Annotated in this window: 17 protein-coding genes; 4 read left to right on the top strand and 13 right to left on the bottom strand. The window is 52.9% G+C overall.

What is annotated here, in order from left to right; translation table 11 throughout:
- Positions 1-57 precede the first annotated feature (57 nt).
- The 12 genes from nuoL to lrhA all read right to left on the bottom strand — a co-directional run bounded on the left by nuoL (position 58) and on the right by lrhA (position 13,644).
- On the bottom strand, positions 58-1,893 hold the full coding sequence (gene nuoL, locus B880_RS0100595) for an NADH-quinone oxidoreductase subunit L (protein ID WP_017345442.1): 1,836 nt from the start codon (positions 1,891-1,893) through the stop codon (positions 58-60).
- Complete coding sequence (nuoK, locus tag B880_RS0100590) at positions 1,890-2,192, bottom strand: NADH-quinone oxidoreductase subunit NuoK (protein WP_017345441.1); 303 nt, start codon at positions 2,190-2,192, stop codon at positions 1,890-1,892. Before nuoK ends, nuoL begins: the two co-directional genes overlap by 4 nt.
- Positions 2,189-2,743, bottom strand: coding sequence for an NADH-quinone oxidoreductase subunit J (gene nuoJ, locus B880_RS0100585; RefSeq protein WP_017345440.1), 555 nt, complete (start codon positions 2,741-2,743; stop codon positions 2,189-2,191). Before nuoJ ends, nuoK begins: the two co-directional genes overlap by 4 nt.
- Positions 2,744-2,753: 10 nt before the next feature.
- Entirely contained in the window at positions 2,754-3,296 is a 543-nt protein-coding gene (nuoI, locus tag B880_RS0100580) for an NADH-quinone oxidoreductase subunit NuoI (protein WP_017345439.1), read from the bottom strand.
- Positions 3,297-3,307: 11 nt separating this feature from the next.
- Positions 3,308-4,285 carry an NADH-quinone oxidoreductase subunit NuoH gene (gene nuoH / locus B880_RS0100575; protein ID WP_017345438.1) on the bottom strand — a complete coding sequence of 326 codons (978 nt, stop codon included), beginning with the start codon at positions 4,283-4,285 and terminating at the stop codon, positions 3,308-3,310.
- Complete coding sequence (gene nuoG, locus B880_RS0100570) at positions 4,282-7,008, bottom strand: NADH-quinone oxidoreductase subunit NuoG (protein ID WP_017345437.1); 2,727 nt, start codon at positions 7,006-7,008, stop codon at positions 4,282-4,284. The genes nuoH and nuoG overlap by 4 nt, the downstream gene beginning before the upstream one ends.
- A gap of 100 nt (positions 7,009-7,108) precedes the next feature.
- Positions 7,109-8,449 carry an NADH-quinone oxidoreductase subunit NuoF gene (gene nuoF, locus B880_RS0100565; protein WP_026042335.1) on the bottom strand — a complete coding sequence of 447 codons (1,341 nt, stop codon included), beginning with the start codon at positions 8,447-8,449 and terminating at the stop codon, positions 7,109-7,111.
- Positions 8,450-8,451: 2 nt separating this feature from the next.
- Entirely contained in the window at positions 8,452-8,967 is a 516-nt protein-coding gene (nuoE, locus tag B880_RS0100560; protein ID WP_017345435.1) for an NADH-quinone oxidoreductase subunit NuoE, read from the bottom strand.
- Positions 8,968-8,969: 2 nt separating this feature from the next.
- Positions 8,970-10,769 carry an NADH-quinone oxidoreductase subunit C/D gene (nuoC, locus tag B880_RS0100555; protein ID WP_017345434.1) on the bottom strand — a complete coding sequence of 600 codons (1,800 nt, stop codon included), beginning with the start codon at positions 10,767-10,769 and terminating at the stop codon, positions 8,970-8,972.
- A 162-nt stretch (positions 10,770-10,931) separates the two neighbouring features.
- Positions 10,932-11,609 carry a NuoB/complex I 20 kDa subunit family protein gene (locus B880_RS0100550; protein ID WP_017345433.1) on the bottom strand — a complete coding sequence of 226 codons (678 nt, stop codon included), beginning with the start codon at positions 11,607-11,609 and terminating at the stop codon, positions 10,932-10,934.
- Positions 11,610-11,624: 15 nt separating this feature from the next.
- Positions 11,625-12,062, bottom strand: a complete 438-nt coding sequence (locus B880_RS0100545; RefSeq protein WP_026042334.1) for an NADH-quinone oxidoreductase subunit A — start codon at positions 12,060-12,062, stop codon at positions 11,625-11,627.
- Between the two features lie 658 nt (positions 12,063-12,720).
- Positions 12,721-13,644, bottom strand: coding sequence for a transcriptional regulator LrhA (gene lrhA / locus B880_RS0100535; protein ID WP_017345430.1), 924 nt, complete (start codon positions 13,642-13,644; stop codon positions 12,721-12,723).
- Between the two features lie 962 nt (positions 13,645-14,606).
- Between lrhA and B880_RS0100530 the strand changes: the two genes are divergently transcribed.
- Both B880_RS0100530 and yfbR read left to right on the top strand, forming a co-directional pair.
- Positions 14,607-15,824 carry a pyridoxal phosphate-dependent aminotransferase gene (locus tag B880_RS0100530; protein WP_017345429.1) on the top strand — a complete coding sequence of 406 codons (1,218 nt, stop codon included), beginning with the start codon at positions 14,607-14,609 and terminating at the stop codon, positions 15,822-15,824.
- Positions 15,825-15,890: 66 nt separating this feature from the next.
- The gene (gene yfbR, locus B880_RS0100525; RefSeq protein WP_017345428.1) at positions 15,891-16,490 is read left to right on the top strand and encodes a 5'-deoxynucleotidase; all 600 of its coding nucleotides are present in this window, start codon (positions 15,891-15,893) and stop codon (positions 16,488-16,490) included.
- 59 nt (positions 16,491-16,549) lie between these two features.
- On the opposite strand, the gene yfbV is transcribed toward yfbR, so the two are convergent.
- The gene (gene yfbV / locus B880_RS0100520) at positions 16,550-17,002 is read right to left on the bottom strand and encodes a terminus macrodomain insulation protein YfbV (RefSeq protein ID WP_017345427.1); all 453 of its coding nucleotides are present in this window, start codon (positions 17,000-17,002) and stop codon (positions 16,550-16,552) included.
- A gap of 333 nt (positions 17,003-17,335) precedes the next feature.
- On the opposite strand from yfbV, the gene ackA reads away from it, so the two are divergent.
- Positions 17,336-18,538 carry an acetate kinase gene (gene ackA, locus B880_RS0100515; RefSeq protein ID WP_017345426.1) on the top strand — a complete coding sequence of 401 codons (1,203 nt, stop codon included), beginning with the start codon at positions 17,336-17,338 and terminating at the stop codon, positions 18,536-18,538.
- A gap of 68 nt (positions 18,539-18,606) precedes the next feature.
- Positions 18,607-20,760, top strand: a complete 2,154-nt coding sequence (gene pta, locus B880_RS0100510) for a phosphate acetyltransferase (RefSeq protein WP_071524356.1) — start codon at positions 18,607-18,609, stop codon at positions 20,758-20,760.
- Positions 20,761-20,794 lie beyond the last annotated feature (34 nt).

The raw sequence follows: 20,794 nt of genomic DNA, 5'->3' as shown, positions 1-20,794 counted from the left end.
CAGGCAATTTTGACATTCTCTACCGGGGCGAAAAGTGCTCCGCCCCGCTCATCATCTTTATACGATCAGCAACAGCGCCAATACGACTACCGCACCCACGCTCATGGAAGCCACATACCAGCGCAGATACCCGTTTTCACTCACCACCAGCCCTTTGTTGCCAATGCGTGAAACCAGTGCCGGGATGTTCATCAGGCTATTCAACGGATCGCGCTGGAGCAGCCAGGCAATGCCGAGGTAAGGTTTGACGAACACTTTGTCGTATAGCCAGTCGAAGCCCCAGGCGGCAAACCACCAGGTGCCAAAGAAGCGGCCAACGGGGCTGTTCGCTACGCTGGTCACCCATTGACGTTTACCCAGCCATAGCGCGGCGGCAATCAGGATGCCGAGAATAGCCACCACACCAGAGGTAATTTCGAGGCCGACTTTACCCTGTTCACCAAACTCGTTATGTGGCAATACGCTTGCCAGCGGAGGTGTGATCAGTGCACCGATAAAGGTCGACAGCACCAGCAGTACAATCAGCGGAAGATGATGAGTAATGCCCTTACCTGCATGCGCGTGGATCTGCTCTTTACCGTGGAACACGATGAAGATCATGCGGAAGGTATAGATGGACGTCAGGAATGCCCCGACCAGCCCGGCAACCATCAGATTGATATGCCCATTGGCCAGTGCGCCAAACAGGATTTCATCTTTACTGTAGAAGCCAGCGGTAATCAGCGGCAGCGCCGCCAGGGCTGCGCCCCCGACCAGGAAGCAGGCGTAAACAAGCGGAATACTTTTACGCAATCCACCCATCTTGAAAATGTTCTGCTCGTGGTGGCAGGCCAAAATCACCGAACCGGAAGAGAGGAACAGCAAGGCTTTAAAGAACGCGTGGGTCATTAAGTGGAAAATTGCCGCGTCCCATGCCTGTACACCCAGAGCCAGGAACATATAGCCGATCTGGCTCATGGTGGAGTAAGCGAGTACGCGTTTGATATCGGTTTGCACCAGCGCGGCAAAACCAGCCAGTACCAATGTCACCGCCCCGACAATCCCGACCAGATGCAGAACTTCTGGCGTCAGCAGGAACAGACCGTGGCTGCGGGCAATCAGGTAGACACCCGCCGTCACCATGGTTGCCGCGTGAATCAGTGCGGAGACCGGGGTTGGGCCGGCCATTGCATCCGCCAGCCAGGTTTGCAGCGGTAACTGTGCTGATTTACCTACCGCACCACCCAACAGCATCAGGGTTGCCCACTGCAACATGTGGCTGTCAGCGGCAAAGTGTGCCGGTGCCAGTTCCATCATCTCGCGGAAGTTCAGCGTACCCAGTTCGTTGTAGAGAATGAACAGTGCAAAAGCGAGGAACACATCACCCACGCGGGTAATGATAAAGGCTTTCATCGCCGCTTTGCCGTTTTCCGGATTGCTATAGTAGAAGCCGATCAGCAGATAAGAGCACAGCCCCACCCCTTCCCAGCCGAGATACATCAGCATCAGGTTATCGGCCAGCACCAGAACCACCATGCTGGCGATAAACAGGTTGGTGTATGCGAAGAAGCGCGAGTAGCCCTCTTCACCGCGCATATACCAGGAGGCAAACATGTGGATCAGGAAGCCGACGCCCGTGACCACAGACAGCATGGTCAACGACAAGCCATCCAACACCAGGTTAACCTGAATATTGAACTGACCGACCTGCATCCAGGTCCAGAGCGCCTGGGTAAAAGGTTGCTGACCATGCGCAAAGAAGTCAAAACCAGCCCAGGCAGCCACCAGCGCCGCCAGGCCAACAGATCCCATGCCCACGGTGGCCGAAAGGTTCTCCGACCAGCGACCACGGGAAAACGCTAACAGCAAAAAGCCGATCAGCGGAAACAGTATGGTTAAGTAGAGAAGATTCATCCGCGCATCTCGCTCACTGTATCAATGTTCAGCGTCTGACGACGACGATAAAGCTGGAGCAGCAGTGCCAGGCCAATACTGGCTTCTGCCGCAGCAAGGCTGATAGCCAGAATGTAGAAGACCTGACCGTCTGCCTGCCCCCAGTAACTTCCTGCTACCACCAGCGCCAGCGCGGCGGCGTTGATCATGATCTCCAGACCAATCAACATAAACAGCAGGTTGCGACGCAGCACCAGTGATGTCAGCCCAAGGACAAACAGCACCGCCGCGAGAATCAGGCCATGTTGTAATGGGATCATTGTTGTTCCTCCCCGGTTGACTGCGCATCAGCAGCAGAACGCTGACTGACCACTTCCGTTTTTTGCTCGTCACGCCCGATGTGGAATGCCACCACCAGGCCTGCCAGCAGGAGCATGGAGGCCAGTTCCACCGCCAATACATACGGACCAAACAGGCTGATGCCCACCGCTTTAGCATCAATCACCGTGCCATCAATGCCCTGATCGTTTGCACTCAGGATGGCGTGGATCATCACCACTAACAGCAACAGAGAGACAATGCCAGGACCGATCCACAGCGTGGGTTTGAGCCACTCACGTTCCTGATCCTGTTGGGTTTTGCCAAGGTTCAGCATCATCACCACAAACACGAACAGCACCATAATGGCACCGGCATAGACGATGATCTCCAGCGCGCCAGCGAAGTAAGCTCCCAGCGAGAAGAACACACCTGCAATCGAAAGCAGTGACACAATGAGGTACAAAAGCGCATGTACCGGGTTGGTATGGGTGATGACACGAAGTGTGGTCAACACCGCAACCAGACCGCAAAGATAAAACGCAAATTCCATGCCTGGCTCCTTAGGGTAACAAGCCTTTGACGTCGATAGGTTTGGCTTCGTTTTCTGCGTCGCCTTTATCTTTCCCGTCGATCGCCATCCCCGCCATGCGGTAGAAGTTGTACTCGGGATATTTGCCCGGACCTGAAATCAACAGATCCTGCTTCTCATAAACCAGGTCCTGACGCTTGAACTCACCGAGTTCGAAATCAGGGGTCAGCTGAATCGCTGTTGTTGGGCAAGCCTCTTCACACAGGCCGCAGAAAATGCAGCGTGAGAAGTTGATGCGGAAAAACTCCGGATACCAGCGACCATCTTTGGTTTCTGCTTTTTGCAGTGAGATACAGCCCACTGGGCAGGCAACAGCACACAGGTTACAGGCTACGCAGCGCTCTTCACCGTCAGGATCGCGCGTTAAGACAATGCGACCACGGTAGCGCGGCGGCAGATAGACCGGTTCCTCGGGATACATCTGCGTTTCGCGCTTCGCGAAGGCATGCATACCGATCATCCAGATACTGCGTACTGTCGTGCCGAAACCAACGACAATATCTTTTAATGTCATGTTGTTACCCCTTACTGCGCGTTGAACAGAATCACTGCGGCGGTTGCCAGCAGGTTCAGTAACGTCAACGGCAGGCACACTTTCCAGCCAAATGACAGCACCTGGTCATAGCGTGGGCGCGGTAGCGCAGCACGGATCAGGATGAACATGGTCATAAAGAATGCAGTTTTAATGGCGAACCAGATGAACGGTGGCAGGAACGGGCCATGCCAGCCGCCGAAGAACAGCGTGACGATCAGCGCGGACACCGTGGTAATTGCCACGTATTCTCCGACGAAGAACAGGCCAAACTTCATCCCGGCGTATTCAATGTGATAGCCATCCGCCAGCTCCTGCTCGGCTTCTGGTTGGTCAAAGGGATGGCGGTGACATACCGCAACACCCGCAATGGCAAAGGTGACGAAACCAAAGAACTGCGGAATGATGTTCCACAGATGCGCCTGGCTATCCACAATCACGTTCAGATTGAAAGAACCTGCCTGCGCGACCACTCCCATCAGCGACAGCCCAAGAAACACTTCATAACTCAGCGTCTGTGCAGAGGCACGCATTGCACCCAACAGTGAGTATTTGTTGTTACTTGACCAGCCGGCAAACAGCACCGCGTAGACCGCCAGACCGGCCATCATCAGGAAGAACAGCAGTCCGATGTTGAGGTCCGTGACCATCCACGTTGGCGACACTGGCACAATGGCAAACGCCAGCAGCAGGGAAACAAACGCGATAACCGGTGCCAGGGTAAAAATGGCACGGTCAGTGAACGGTGGAACCCAGTCCTCTTTAAAGAACATTTTGATCATGTCGGCGGCCAGCTGGAGCGAACCGCCCCAGCCGACGCGGTTTGGCCCGTAGCGGTTCTGCCACAAGCCGAGCAGACGACGCTCGGCGAAACTCATAAAGGCACCACAGGCGACCACCACCAGCAGAATGACAATCGCTTTACCAACGCCAATCAGGACGTCGAGCACTTCCGGTGTGAACCAGCTCATTGCGCGGCCTCCTGGAGGTTTTCAACCTGAGCATTGGCAAGGAACGGCGGTACGCCTGGCATCCCCAACGGCAGACCAATCTGGCCGGGTTCTAAAGCGCTGGAGAAGCGCACTGGCAGCCGGATATGTTCACCCGCACAGTTGAATTCCACCGCAGTACCTTGATTAACGCCCAGTTTTTCCGCATCAGCCGGGTTAATGACCAGCGTCGGCTGCGCCATACGTTTCTGGAACACCGTAGACCGCTGTGTCATCTCCTCACTACCAAACAGCTGGTAGTAAGGTGCAACACGCCACTGGCCATTGCTGCTGAAACTGGCGGGCACGCTATCAAACCACGCCAGCGAAGCCCCTTCTTGCGCATTGAACAGGCGCACACCGGGATCGCCGAAGCGCAGATGTCCACCCACTTCAGCCTGGAACTTGTTCCAGGCCTGCGGTGAGTTCCAGCCTGGCGCCCAGGCAAATGGGATCTGTGAGCGTGGTGCGCTGGGTTGGTTGTTACCTTCCATCGAGAAGGCAAACATGGTGTCTTTATCTTGCGGCTGGCGCGGTTCGTGCACGCTGATATTGGCGCGCGCAGCGGTACGACCACTGAAGCGGTGTGGCGAACGCGCCAGTTTTTGCCCACGAATACGGAAGCTGGCATCAGGTGCGGCATCTTTGATGCCTTGCAGCTGGGGCAGCTCCGCGATCAGAGAATCGATCACGTGATCTAACTGCGTCCAGTCAACGCGGCGGCTCTCAATGGTACTGTGCAACGAATGCAGCCAGCGCCAGCTCTCCAGCATCACAATGCTGTTGTCGTAGTAAGCCGGATCGTAAACCTGGAAGAAACGCTGAGCGCGGCCTTCCTGGCTGACGGAGGTGCCGTCACTTTCGACATAGCTGGCCGTTGAGAAGATCAAGCCGGCTTTTTCTAACGTCGCCGTGCGCTGGTGATCCACCACGATCACATTCGGTGTGCCAGCCAACGCGGCATCAACGCGCGCTTTCGGCGCCTGACGGTAAAGATCGTTTTCCAGGATCACCACAGCATCAGCAGAACCGTTTGCCAACTGATCCAGTGCGCTATCCAGCGTGTTGCCGCCCATCAGGCCGAGTCCCATGCTGTTTGCATGAGAAGCCAGCAGGGTAATACCCACGTCAGCCCCGCGTGACTTCAACGCTTTGGCGACGTTGGCTGCGGCCTGGATCATTTCGAGGCTGCCAGAGTGCGTGCCGGAGATAATCAGCGGCTTTTTCGCCCCTGCCAGCGCCTGCACTACCACATCCAGCTTGCCATTCAGGCTACGGTCAAAATCGCTGACTGCTGGCGCGTTCTCATCCAACGCATTGGCAATCGCGAAGCCGAGGCGAGCCTGATCTTCGATCGGTGCGCGATAGCTCCAGGCGGCGATATCATCCAGACGGGTTTCATCCACGTTGGTAATAAACAGCGGATGCTTAGCATGTTGGCCGATGTTCAGAATGGCGGCAATTTGCCAGTCAGCGACTTTCTGCGCGGCAGCCATCTCACGGGCTTTACCTTTCACCGCCTGACGCACCGAAAGAGAGACACGAGCACCCACTTGCGTCAGGTCTTCACCCAACACCAGCACGGCGTCATAGCTTTCAATTTCGCGCAGTGACGGGGTATAGATCCCCCCTTCGCGCAGAATTTTTACCATCAGTTCCAGACGTGCCTGTTCGCCCGCTGGCATACCGGTTGAGAAGTTTTCTGCTCCCACCAACTGGCGCAGCGCAAAGTTACTTTCGAGGCTGGCGCGCGGTGAGCCGATACCAATCACTTTTTTCGCCTGACGCAGCACATCTGCCGCGGCATTCACAGCCTGCTCGGCGTTCAGTGTCACCCAGTCATCACCACGACGCTGCTGTGGGTGACGAGGACGATCTTCACGGTTCACGAAGCCATAGCCGAAACGGCCACGGTCACAGAGGAAGTAGTGGTTTACAGAACCGTTATAACGGTTTTCGATACGGCGCAGTTCGCCATAACGCTCACCCGGGCTGGTATTACAGCCGATGCTGCACTGCTGGCAGATGCTTGGCGCGAACTGCATGTCCCACTTACGGTTATAGCGTTCAGAGTGAGTTTTGTCGGTGAACACACCGGTCGGACAAATTTCGACCAGGTTGCCCGAGAATTCACTTTCCAGCGTGCCATCTTCCGGGCGACCGAAGTAGACGTTGTCGTGCGCACCGTAAACGCCGAGATCTTTACCATCGGCATAATCTTTGTAGTAACGCACACAGCGATAGCAGGCGATACAGCGGTTCATTTCATGGGAAATGAACGGACCGAGATCCTGGTTTTGGTGTGTACGTTTGGTAAAGCGATAGCGACGGAAACTGTGGCCAGTCATGACCGTCATATCTTGCAGATGGCAGTTACCGCCCTCTTCACACACCGGGCAGTCGTGTGGGTGGTTAGTCATCAACCACTCCACCACGCTTTCGCGAAATTCTTTCGCTTCGCCATCTTCAATGGAGATGAACGTGCCATCAGAAGCCGGAGTCATGCAGGACATGACCAGGCGGCCTCGGGTATCTTCGGCATTCTGAAATTGCTTCACCGCACACTGGCGGCAGGCACCAACGCTGCCCAGCGCCGGATGCCAGCAAAAGTAAGGAATATCAAGGCCAAGAGAGAGACACGCCTGCAGCAGGTTGTCCGACCCGTTCACCTCGTACTCTTTACCCTCTACGTGGATAGTAGCCATAGTGACATGCTTCCGTAAGGCCCGTCAGAGACGGGCGTTAATCAAATTCTGACCCCTGTTCGGGGCGACCAGCTTCTCAGCCAGTTCCGGGAGTGCTGAATTACCAGCGCGCTTTAAGCAGGTTGGGCTGAATCCCGTTTATCGCACGGGTATTGCCAAACACCTGCGGCGCTATGCCAGCTTCAAACTCTTCGCGGAAATATTTTATGGCGCTTTGCAGCGGCTCAACGGCACCGGGTGCATGGGCGCAGAACGTTTTACCTGGGCCCAACTGACGGCAGAGTTGCAGCAGGGTTTCGATATCGCCCGGTTGGCCTTTTTTCTGCTCCAGCGCACGCAGAATTTTCACGCTCCACGGCAACCCGTCACGGCATGGCGTACACCAGCCACAGGACTCACGCGCAAAGAACTCTTCCAGATTGCGCACCAGCGAAACCATGCCAATCTCATGATCAACCGCCATCGCCAACGCCGTACCTAAACGACTGCCGGCTTTACCAATGCTGGCAAACTCCATCGGCAGATCGAGGTGTTGTTCAGTCAGGAAGTCAGTCCCTGCCCCGCCCGGTTGCCAGGCTTTGAATTTCAGGCCATCACGCATCCCACCCGCGTAATCTTCGAGGATTTCACGTGCGGTGGTGCCAAACGGAAGCTCCCACACACCAGGGTTTTTGACCCGGCCAGAGAAGCCCATCATTTTGGTGCCGGTGTCTTCACTGGTAGAGATGTTCTTGTACCAGTCAACGCCGTTCAGGAAGATGGCGGGAACGTTGGAGAGCGTCTCAACGTTGTTCACGCAGGTTGGTTTGCCCCAGACGCCAGCACTGGCCGGGAACGGTGGCTTAGAACGTGGGTTAGCACGACGGCCTTCCAACGAGTTGATCAATGCCGTCTCTTCACCGCAGATATAGCGGCCCGCACCGGTGTGAACGATCAGTTCAAAATCGAACCCAGTGCCTAGAATGTTTTTGCCGAGGAAGCCCGCTTCGGTGGCTTCAGCAATCGCACGACGCAGGTTGACTGCCGCTTCGATATACTCGCCACGCAGGAAGATATAGCCACGGTAGGCTTTCAGCGCGAAGGCACTGATCAGCATGCCTTCTACCAGCTGGTGCGGCATTTGCTCCATCAGCAGGCGGTCTTTATAGGTGCCCGGTTCCATCTCATCGGCGTTACACAGCAGGTAACGGATATTCATGGATTCGTCTTTCGGCATCAGGCTCCACTTCAGGCCGGTGTTAAAGCCCGCACCGCCGCGCCCTTTCAGGCCAGAGTCTTTGACTGCCGCGACGATCTCATCCTGAGACAGGCTTTTCAGCGCTTTCTCTGCACCGACGTAACCGTTTTTGCTGCGATACTCATCGATCCATACCGGCTGCTTGTCGTCACGCAGTCGCCAGGTGAGTGGATGGGTTTCCGCAGTACGAATGATCTGTTTAATGCTCATTGATACTGCTCCAGCAGGTTAGCGATGCCTTCCGGCGTCAGATGAACGTGCGTATCTTCATCCACCATCATGGTCGGGCCTTTATCACAGTTGCCCAGGCAGCAGGTCGGCAGCAGCGTAAAGCGGCCATCGGCTGTGGTCTGGCCAGGTTTAATATTCAGGCTCTGCTCAAGTGCGGCCTGAATGCCCTGGAATCCGGTGATATGGCACACCACGCTGTCGCAGTAGCGAATCACATGGCGTCCTACTGGCGTGCGGTAGATCTGGCTGTAAAACGTCGCCACCCCTTCCACATCACTGGCAGGAATGCCGAGCACATCAGCAATGGCATTGATGGCGCCGTCTGGCACCCATCCACGCTGCTTTTGCACAATTTTTAATGCTTCAATCGACGCCGCGCGAGCATCTTCGTAGTGATGTTTTTCGTGCTCAATGGCATCGCGTTCTGCCACGGTCAGCGTAAAGACCGCTTCTGGCTCGATGGTGTGAATAGCAATTTTTTGATCGTGCATAATTAGCGGTCCACGTCTGACATAACAAAGTCGATACTACCGAGGTACACGATCAGATCGGATACCAGGCTGCCACGGATCACCGATGGGATCTGTTGCAGATGCGGGAAGCTTGGCGTGCGCACGCGTGTGCGGTAGCTCATGGTGCTGCCATCGCTGGTCAGGTAGTAGCTGTTGATTCCCTTGGTCGCTTCAATCATCTGGAACGATTCGTTAGCCGGCATCACCGGGCCCCAGGAAACCTGAAGGAAGTGGGTAATCAGCGTTTCAATGTGCTGCAACGTGCGCTCTTTCGGCGGCGGCGTAGTCAGTGGGTGATCGGCTTTAAATGGCCCTTCCGGCATGTTGTTCAGACACTGCTCAAGAATACGCAGCGACTGCCACATCTCTTCCATCTTCAGCTGAACGCGGGTGTAAGCATCACTGATCCCTGCGCCCACAGGCACTTCGAAATCAAAGTTTTCATACCCTGAATACGGACGCCATTTACGCACATCGAAGTCCAGACCGGTGGCACGCAGGCCTGCACCGGTTGTCCCCCAGGCCAGGGCTTCTTCCATGTTGTAAGCAGAAACGCCTTTCGAGCGGCCAATCAGTACCGTGTTACGCAGTGCCGCTTTGTCGTACTCTTTCAGACGTTTTGGCATCCAGTCGAGGAACTCACGCAGCAGGCGCTCCCACCCTTTTGGCAGGTCATGGGCAACACCACCAATGCGGAACCAGGCTGGGTGCATACGGAAGCCGGTAATCGCTTCAACCACATCATAAATTTTCTGACGGTCGGTGAAGGCGAAGAACACCGGGGTCATCGCGCCTACGTCCTGAATAAAGGTCGAGATGTAAAGCAAGTGACTGTTAATGCGGAACAATTCAGACAGCATGACGCGAATCACATTGACGCGATCCGGTACGGTAATCCCCGCCAGTTTTTCCACCGCCAGCACGTAAGGCATCTCGTTAACGCAGCCGCCAAGGTATTCAATACGGTCGGTATAGGGGATGTAGCTGTGCCATGACTGACGTTCGCCCATCTTCTCTGCGCCACGATGGTGGTAACCAACATCGGGTACGCAGTCGACGATCTCTTCGCCATCCAGTTGTAGGATGATGCGGAATGCACCGTGCGCAGAGGGGTGGTTTGGACCCAGGTTGAGGAACATGAAGTCTTCGTTGGTCGTGCTGCGTTTCATGCCCCAGTCTTCCGGCTTGAACGTCAGCGACTCCATTTCGAGATCTTCTTTTTGCTTGGTCAGCTCAAACGGATCGAATTCCGTGGCGCGTGCCGGGTAATCTTTACGCAGCGGGTGCCCTTCCCAGGTCTGCGGCATCATGATGCGCGTCAGATGTGGGTGACCATCAAAGGTGATACCGAACATTTCCCAGGTTTCGCGCTCATACCAGTTGGCATTTGCAAACAGTCGGGTAATGGTCGGCACGTGCAGATCGTTTTCGGACAATGCCACCTTGAGCATGATGTCACGATTGCGTTCAATTGAGATCAGGTGATAGAACACGGAGAAATCAGCCGCCGGTAACCCTGCGCGATGGGTACGCAGGCGTTCATCCATCCCATGCAGGTCATAAAGCATGACATAAGGTTTAGGCAGCTTGCGGAGAAATTCGGTGATTTCCAGCAGTTGTTCACGCTTCACCCACACAACCGGAATACCGGTACGGGTGGCCTGAACGGTAAATGCATCGGGTCCAAAGCGGTTACGCAGCTCGCCAATCACCGGGTCATCCTGGTGATCGCGGGTGAGCCAGCCAGGCTGAGCGAGATCTTGCGTGGTTAAATCAGTCATACGTTACTCACCATTCCGGCCTGTAATCAGGCGCTGAAAAGAAGGCGTCAGGAGGGGCCACGCAATAATTTTGATAGTCTGCTGCGGGCCTGTTTACCCTAAGCGACGCGATGATGTGCTGTCACAGTCGCTTTTGGGCATCTCCATCCATACACGGTTAACTTATACTTCGTCAGGCGTTCGCAGGTTGGTCACTGCGATACGCTCGCCGCGTTTTCTTTCGCGCTCTGACTGCATATTGGCGCGGTAGACGCCCTGATCGCCGACCACCCAAGAGAGAGGGCGACGCTCTTTACCGATGGATTCCCGCAACAGCAACAGCGCTTGCATGTAGGCTTCTGGGCGTGGTGGGCAGCCTGGGATATACACATCAACCGGCAGGAATTTATCGACGCCCTGCACAACGGAATAAATGTCGTACATGCCGCCAGAGTTGGCGCAGGCACCCATGGAGATAACCCACTTTGGCTCCAGCATCTGGTCATACAGGCGCTGAATGACCGGGGCCATTTTGGTGAAGGGTGTTCCGGCAATCACCATGAAGTCAGCCTGACGTGGTGAGGCGCGCATAACTTCAGCACCAAAACGTGCAACGTCATGCACCGCAGTGAACGACGTCGTCATTTCCACGTAACAGCAGGAAAGGCCAAAGTTATAGGGCCACAGGGAGTTTTTACGGCCCCAGTTCACCATGTCATGCAGGGCATTTTCGAGTTTGCCCATGTAAACACTACGGTGAACATGTTGTTCTAACGGATCGCCAACAACTTCCTGTTTCTGCAACGGGTAACGGTCTTGATCACCACCGTTCGGGTCCACGCGGGTGAGCGTATAGTCCATCTTATTGCCTCGCTTTTACTGCTTGCTGGAGTGGTTGTGGCTGATCGGGGCGCTTTTCACGACTACCCGACGTTTTGCAGGGGCCCAATCAAGCGCACCGATGCGCACCAGATAGACCAATCCAGCCAACAGGACCAAAATGAAAATGGCAGCTTCCACAAAGCCTACCCAGCCGCTTTCGCGGATTGAGGTCGACCATGCGTAAAGAAAGAGGGCTTCAACGTCGAAGATGACGAAGAACATCGCAACCAGATAAAACTTTGCGGAGAGACGGATATGGGTATCGCCTACTGAAGCAATACCGGATTCGAAAGGGGTGTTTTTGTATCTGGCGCGGGCTTTACCACCGAGTAACCAACCGCCGGTTAACATGAAAGCACACAGGCCGAACGCAATAACAATAAATACGACAAACGCCCAATGATGAGCGATTACTTCGCTGGTAGTTGACATTGTCTCTGCTTCTTTTTCAAAAGTGATGTCCGCTTCCTGCTCGTTACACTGGCAGTAAACCCACCACATCAATTCAAGGGAAGGAAATAACCTTGTACTTTTTGCTGTCATTAGCGATTAAGCAGCAATTTTGTGTGGTTATTTACCTCTTTCCATAACCTTTTGTCAACTTAGACAAATGCAATTAAACAAAAACTAACATTTGCAACCCACAGTTAACATCAAGAGCGCTATCGTAACGCTAAATCGCTTCAGTTTGTAGGGTTAATAACAGTGTAGTTGTAAATCAGATGCCTGCATCGTGCATTTAGTAATCATATTCTGGCAGGTATCCGGCAGATTTCCTCCCTTTTTTCAGGGGTATTTTTTGATCCAGAACACAGATTGGGATTTATTGCACAAAAAAACACCATGAAAACCGCTGGCTTTATGGCATTCGCACTGAATTATGGAAATCTTTATTCCAAATGTGAATAAAATGAAATTTATTGAAGTACCGTATTTTGAGGGAGATCTGAATGGCGTTAAAAATGGCGAAAAAACAGCAAGAAAAGATAAAAAAACAGGCCTCAGAGTGAAGTAATCACACCTGAGGCCCGTTATTTACAGTTTTAACAATTCAAGCGTCGCTTAAAGAACAAGCAAAGACTTATTGAATTTACTCTTCGTCGTCCAGCAGCAGGCTGTCTTCAGGATTGGCACTGAGGTTGTACGGGTCATTACTGGACTGCATCGCATTGAAGATCGCCAGAGCCAGCTCATTATCGCTATCTGGGTTACGGCACAGCAGATACTGCGTATCTGGCAATACCGGTAAACCTTCAGCAGCCCCCATCACGCGCAATTCCGGGCTCATCATTTCCACTGGACGTGCCGTCACACCCAAGCCCGCTTTCACCGCAGCACGAACCGCAGCCAAGGTTGAAGCGACGTACGAAATACGCCACGGGATGCCCGCTTCGTTAAGATGATCGATAGCCATGTCACGGTACGGACTTGGTTCATCCAGCAACACCAATGGAATCGCTTCACCGCGCTGGAAAATGTAATCCGCTGCGCAGTACCACAGTGTTGGTGAAGTACGCAGCACCTGGTGGGTAAAGTTACCCGGACTTGAGGTGGTGACAACCAGATCAACTTCACCCTGGTTCAGCATCTCCATCATAAATGGATTACGCTTCACACGAACATCGATGGCCAGTTTTGGATAAACAGAGGTCACGCGGTTCAGCAAGAACGGGAGAATGGTATCGGATGTGTCATCAGACGCACCAATGGTCAGCACGCCCTGGATATTGCTGTACATCAGAGAGGTGCAGGCTTCGTCGTTGAAGCGCAAGATTTTTCTGGCATAGCCCAGCAGTTGGATGCCGTGTTCCGTGAGAAGTTTATTACGTCCATGTCTGGCAAACAGCTCTTTACCTACCAACTGCTCGAGACGTTGCATCTGCTGGCTCACTGCAGATTGTGTTCTGCACACGGCAGCAGCGGCTGCTGCAAACGTATTCAAATCAGCAACAGCAACAAATGTTCTCAGCAGATCGAGATCGAGATTAAGTATCGGACGATTTGCATTAGTCATGTTTTTTTCTTCACTTTATAAGATTTGTAAAAACTACTACCCTGGTGTTATTACACGAGTTATCAAAGAGATAAGTCGCTATGGTGTTCTTTGGCTGCGCGAAGAGAGCACTAAACAAGTTGCCGGTGTTAAACCGACGAGCACATTGTCCCAGAACGGAGGACAACCGCAATACAGGCAGGAACAACTTCTGAAGCCGTCGCGAAAACGATCGACTGCGAGCTGTGAATTTACCTGGCGCCTCGTTTAAAAAAATGACCATACGAGACAATATAAAACGCTTCCGGATAAGCTATCCGTTAGCGATAAGCAACTTCAAATAGTAAATTATACTTAATCATTTTTACCCGGAAAATGGAAATTATTTTGCGTCAATTATCGCAAATTTTGACCAAATGTGATTTTTCGCACATCCTGGCACATCCCTGTTCCGATTTTAAGCCCTCCTTACCTTAAATACCGTGAAAACACACCAAGACCAGGCTTGAATGCGAAAAAACGCCGACTAAACCGTATGGCAAGGTTTACCATATTCAGGGCTGTAAACGCAGGGAGATTTGGCTGAAAACCTGCACGCTTAAGCACATAATGGCAACCCCCGTAAACGCAGCATCGTTTAGCGGTAATCTATAAAAAAATGCTTAACTATTTCGTAGAGTTTACACCTGTATTCAGCGGGGGAAACCCTTGAAAAACTACTTAATTTGCGAGTTAACTTGCGGATAAAATCGTTTACAATACTGCAACGCCACTAAAAGTATAAAAAACGCCAAAAAAGACAAAAAAAAGATAATGAATTTACAAAATCACATTTAGATAAAATTATAATCCATTTTTTTCAAAAAAACAGGCTGAAATGCATAAAACACCCCGTTACCCTTCTTTTGTGGCATGCAGAAGAGTACATTGTCCTGATCGGTGTTGTGCCTGTATCAAGACATGATGTGTAAGGCGAATTAAGAATGAATTTTCAAATAGATAAATCAGGTAAGCTGGAAAACGTCTGCTACGATATTCGTGGTCCGGTATTAAAAGAAGCAAAACGTCTGGAAGAAGAAGGCAATAAAGTTCTCAAACTCAATATTGGCAACCCTGCGCCATTTGGTTTTGAAGCGCCCGATGAAATTCTGGTCGATGTCATCCGTAACCTGCCAAGTGCACAGGGATATTGCGATTCAAAAGGCCTCTATTCCGCACGTAAAGCGATCATGCAGCACTACCAGGCGCGTGAAATGCGCGACATGACGGTAGAAGACATCTATATCGGCAACGGTGTTTCAGAGTTGATTGTGCAGGCGATGCAAGCCTTGCTCAACAGCGGTGATGAGATGCTGGTGCCAGCACCGGATTATCCTCTGTGGACGGCGGCCGTGTCGCTCTCCAGCGGAAAAGCCGTGCACTATCTGTGCGATGAATCCGCTGGCTGGTTCCCGGATCTTGACGATATCCGCAGCAAAATCACCCCACGTACCCGTGGTATTGTGATTATCAACCCGAATAACCCAACGGGTGCGGTATACAGCAAAGAGCTGCTGCTGGAGATCGTTGAGATCGCCCGCCAGCACAACCTGATTATCTTCGCCGATGAGATCTACGACAAAATCCTGTATGACGAAGCACAGCACCACTCCATTGCCGCACTGGCACCGGATCTGCTCACCGTCACCTTTAATGGCCTGTCAAAGACTTATCGCGTTGCCGGTTTCCGTCAAGGCTGGATGGTACTCAACGGACCGAAAAAACATGCTAAAGGTTACATTGAAGGCTTAGAAATGCTGGCTTCAATGCGCCTGTGCGCCAATGTTCCTGCGCAACATGCCATTCAGACCGCGCTTGGCGGCTATCAAAGCATCAGTGAATTCATTGTGCCTGGCGGTCGTCTGTATGAGCAACGTCAGCGCGCCTGGGAACTGATCAATGAAATTCCTGGCGTCAGTTGCGTCAAACCGCAGGGTGCGTTGTATATGTTCCCACGCATTGATGCGAAGAAATTCAATCTGATGGATGACCAGAAGATGGTGCTAGACTTCCTGTTGCAGGAAAAGGTCTTGCTGGTACAGGGCACGGCATTTAACTGGCCGTGGCCAGATCATGTGCGCATTGTAACGCTGCCACGTGTTGACGATCTGGAAATGGCGATCAGCAAATTTGGCCGTTTCCTGGAAGGTTATCGCCAGTAGTCACCTGCGCCAGTTCGCCATGTTTATGGGGAGGTCGATCCTCCCCAACTACGCACAGGATAACGCATGATTCAAAGCCACTTTTTTGCCAATCTCTCCCGCTTAAAACTGATCAACCGCTGGCCGCTAATGCGTAACGTACGCACAGAAAACGTCTCAGAACATAGCTTACAGGTCGCGATGGTGGCCCATGCGCTGGCGGTCATTAAAAACAAAAAATTCTCCGGCAACGTCAATGCCGATCGCATCGGAATGTTGGCGCTCTATCACGATGCCAGCGAAGTGCTGACCGGTGATTTACCCACACCGGTGAAGTATTACAACGCGCAAATCGCCCACGAATACAAAAAGATTGAAAAAATCGCCCAAAAGAAGCTCATTCAGATGTTACCCGAGGAGCTACAGGATATCTGGAGTCCATTACTGGATGAACATCAAGCCAGTCGGGATGAGCACGCCGTAGTCAAACAGGCTGATGCTCTTTGTGCTTATGTGAAATGCCTTGAAGAGCTGTCAGCGGGAAATAATGAATTTTTGACGGCAAAAGCGCGGTTGGAAAAAACACTGCAAGAGCGGCGCTCCCCTGAGATGGACTACTTTATGGAGGTGTTCATCCCAAGCTTTAGCCTCTCTCTGGATGAGATTTCGCAAGATACCCCACTCTAATCGTTCCCAGGCCGGGCCCACTAAACGCGGAGCATAGGCCTGGGAATGGTGACTGGCTTTCAGAGGTCGTCGAGGAAAGTACGATCGAGCTGCTTAAAGGCTCGCTTCAAAACATCGGCCAGCGCCTGATAGGTCGGTTTTCCTTCCACGGGGGCAATAGCCTGTCCCGCCTGTTCGAGTTTAGCGCGCACTTCATGGAACCAACTCAGCAGTGTTGGCGGCAATGGTGTTACCGAGCGCTTACCCAACCACCAGAGTCCCTGCATCGGGAGAGTACAGGCAAACAGCGCCGTTGCTACTGCCGGGCCAAGCTGTCCACCCAGAGCTATTTGCCACGCCATGGCAAATACCGCCAACGGCGGCATGAAGCGAACGGCAAAACGCGTAGCGGTGATAACCCGGTTTTCGGGAAACACCGGAGCCAGGCGCTTATCGTTCGGCCAGGTCTTCATATAGTGTTGTCCACGCTGGAAAATTTGAAACCAACCGTGTGTGCGGGAGTCATTCGCCATTACATACCTCAACTAAAACCACAATAAATAAACTGTTTTTACAGCTACACAACTTTACGTGACATCTTTCAATTATTTTTGCTTTTTAACAGCAACACCCGCTATTCTGTCGCAGTTTTTTAACAATCACTCGGCAAAAGTTGCCAGAAAAACCGTGAAGGCGGGTACTCAAGAACACAAATCAAAATTTCACGTAAAATTTATAAATTTTTTTGCATTGTCGCCGCAAAATCGCTGGCGCATGATGTCCGTCATTATTTTAACTGCGCACATGCTCTACCCTGCTAGGCTGATTGCGCCAATTTTCGCCACACTTAATCAATAGGTACTTCCATGTCGAGTAAGTTAGTACTGGTTCTGAACTGCGGTAGTTCATCACTCAAGTTTGCCATCCTCAATCCTGCGAGTGGCGACGAGTATCTGTCTGGTCTGGCAGAGTGCTTCCATCTCCCGGAAGCCCGTATTAAATGGAAGCTGGAAGGCCAGAAGCAGGAAGCACCGCTAGGTGCTGGCGCTGCGCACAGTGAAGCACTGCACTTCATTGTTAAAACTATTCTGGCACAAAAGCCAGACCTTTCCGCACAAATCGCTGCGATTGGTCATCGCATCGTACACGGTGGCGAAAAATACACGGAATCCGTGCTGATCACCCCTGAAGTGATCCAGGGCATTAAAGATGCCTCCTCTTTCGCCCCGTTGCACAATCCTGCCCATCTCATCGGTATAGACGAAGCGCTGAAAAATTTCCCACAGCTCGCCGACAAAAATGTCGCGGTTTTCGATACGGCTTTCCATCAGACAATGCCGGAAGAGTCTTATCTCTATGCCCTGCCCTACTCACTGTATAAAGATCACAGCATTCGTCGCTATGGCGCACACGGCACCAGCCACTACTACGTCACTCAGCAAGCCGCTGAGTTCCTGAACAAGCCGGTAGACACGCTGAATATCATCACCTGCCATCTTGGTAACGGTGCATCCGTTGCCGCAATCCGTAACGGTATCTGTGTCGACACCTCAATGGGCCTGACGCCGCTGGAAGGTTTGGTCATGGGCACCCGCAGTGGTGATATCGATCCGGCCATCATCTTCTTCCTGCACGATACGCTCGGCATGACCGTTGATGCTATCAATAAGCTGCTGACCAAAGAGTCCGGCCTGCTCGGCCTGACCGAAGTCACCAGCGATTGCCGCTATGCCGAAGATAACTACAACGTGAAAGAAGATGCCAAACGCGCAATGGACGTCTTCTGTCATCGCCTCGCGAAGTACATTGGCAGCTATGCAGCACTGATGGATGGTCGTCTTGATGCCGTGATCTTTACCGGTGGCATCGGCGAAAACGCCGCACTGGTACGTGAACTGGCGTTGAAAAAACTGGCGCTGCTGGGCTTTGAGGTGGATCATGACCGTAACCTGGCGGCGCGCTTTGGCAAAGCCGGGTTTATCAATACAGACGGCACGCGTCCAGCGGTAGTGATCCCTACCAATGAAGAGCTGGTGATCGCACAGGATGCCGCGCGCCTGACCGCCTGATTATCTATACCGTCAGCATCTGGCTGACGGTGTTGTTTTGACACCCTGTAAAACCGGAGAGGTTAACCGTGTCACGTACAATTATGCTCATTCCGACCGGAACCAGCGTCGGCCTGACCAGCGTAAGTCTTGGTGTAATTCGCGCGATGGAGCGCAAAGGCGTGCGCCTCAGCGTGTTTAAACCCGTTGCACAGCCACGCAGTGGCGACGACAGCCTGGACCAGACCACCAGCATCATCCGAAAAAATTCCGCTATCCCAGCCGCCGAACCGATCCGCATCTCGCGCGTCGAGTCCCTGCTGGGTGCAAATCAGCAAGATGTCTTGATGGAAGAGATCATTGCTAACTATCACGAAAATGCTAAAGATGCAGAAGTCGTGTTGGTTGAAGGCCTGGTACCTACCCGCAAACATCAGTTTGCCAACGCGCTGAACTATGAAATCGCTAAAACCCTCAACGCAGAGATCGTGTTTGTCACCGCACTGGGCAACGATTCTCCCGCGCAGTTGAAAGAGCGTATTGAGCTGACACAAAGTGGTTTTGGCGGACGTAAGAATAAAAACATCACGGGTGTGATCATCAATAAGTTGAATGCCCCCGTAGACGATCAGGGGCGTACACGTCCGGATCTGTCGGAGATCTTCGACGAATCAAACAAGGCCAGCGTGGCCAATATCGATCCTAAGCAGCTGTTCGCTAACAGTCCGCTGCCGGTGCTCGGCTGTGTGCCATGGAGTTTTGATCTGATCGCCACCCGTGCGATCGACATGGCCAACCATCTGAAAGCACGCATCGTGAACGAAGGTGAGATTCATACGCGCCGTATCAAGTCTGTGACTTTCTGCGCGCGCAGCATTCCGCATATGTTGCAACTGTTCCGCCCAGGCTCACTGCTGGTCACCTCGGCTGACCGTCCTGACGTTATTGTTGCCGCATGCCTCGCCGCCATGAACGGCATTGAGATCGGTGCCATTCTCCTGACGGGTGGTTATGACATTGACGACAATATTGCGCGTTTGTGTGAGCGTGCCTTCCAGACTGGTTTACCGGTATTTGTGGTCGATACCAATACCTGGCAGACCTCCCTCAGCCTGCAGAGTTTCAATCTTGAAGTGCCGCCAGACGACACACAGCGTATTGAGAAAGTGCAGGAATACGTTGCCGGCTTTATTAGTCCTGAATGGATTGAGTCGCTGACCGCCACTTCAGAGCGTAGCCGTCGCCTCTCACCACCCGCGTTCCGATATCAGCTTACAGAGCTGGCACGTAAGGCCGGTAAGCGTATCGTTTTGCCAGAGGGCAACGAGCCGCGTACGGTCAAAGCTGCCTCGATCTGCGCTGAGCGTGGTATCGCGACCTGCGTCCTGCTGGGTAATCCAGAAGAGATACAGCGCGTCGCTGCGGCGCAGGGTGTGGAACTGGGCAAAGGCATCGAAATTGTTAACCCAGAAGAGGTACGTCAGCACTATGTCGCGCGTCTGGTTGAGCTGCGCAAGAGCAAAGGCATGACTGAAGTGGTGGCTGAGGAGCAGTTGGAAGACAACGTAATGCTCGGCACCATGATGCTGGAACGGAATGAAGTGGATGGTCTGGTATCAGGTGCGGTTCATACCACCGCGAATACCATTCGTCCTCCGCTACAGCTCATCAAGACCGCGCCAAATAGCTCCCTGGTGTCTTCGGTGTTCTTCATGCTGCTGCCAGAGCAGGTGCTGGTCTATGGTGACTGCGCCATTAACCCCGATCCTAATCCTGAGCAACTGGCCGAAATCGCCATTCAGTCGGCTGATTCAGCGAAAGCATTCGGGATTGATCCACGGGTTGCGATGATCTCCTACTCAACGGGTAACTCCGGCGCAGGCAGTGACGTGGAAAAAGTGCGTGAAGCTACGCGTATCGCGCAGGAAAAACGCCCTGACCTCGTTATTGATGGCCCACTGCAATATGACGCGGCGATCATGGAAGATGTGGCAAAATCTAAAGCGCCAAATTCGCAGGTTGCTGGACGCGCCACGGTATTCATCTTCCCTGATTTGAATACCGGTAATACCACCTACAAAGCAGTACAGCGTTCAGCCGATCTTATCTCAATCGGCCCGATGCTTCAGGGGATGCGTAAACCGGTGAACGATCTGTCACGCGGCGCACTCGTCGATGACATTGTCTATACCATCGCGTTAACAGCCATTCAGTCGCAACAGGCTGAGGATGCTGGCGTGTAACTCATTGACCGGGATAACTCAGTTGAATTATCCC

It is taken from the genome of Pantoea sp. A4, assembly GCF_000295955.2.
Classification (GTDB): domain Bacteria; phylum Pseudomonadota; class Gammaproteobacteria; order Enterobacterales; family Enterobacteriaceae; genus Pantoea; species Pantoea multigeneris.
This window is presented reverse-complemented; position numbering and strand designations above follow the sequence as displayed.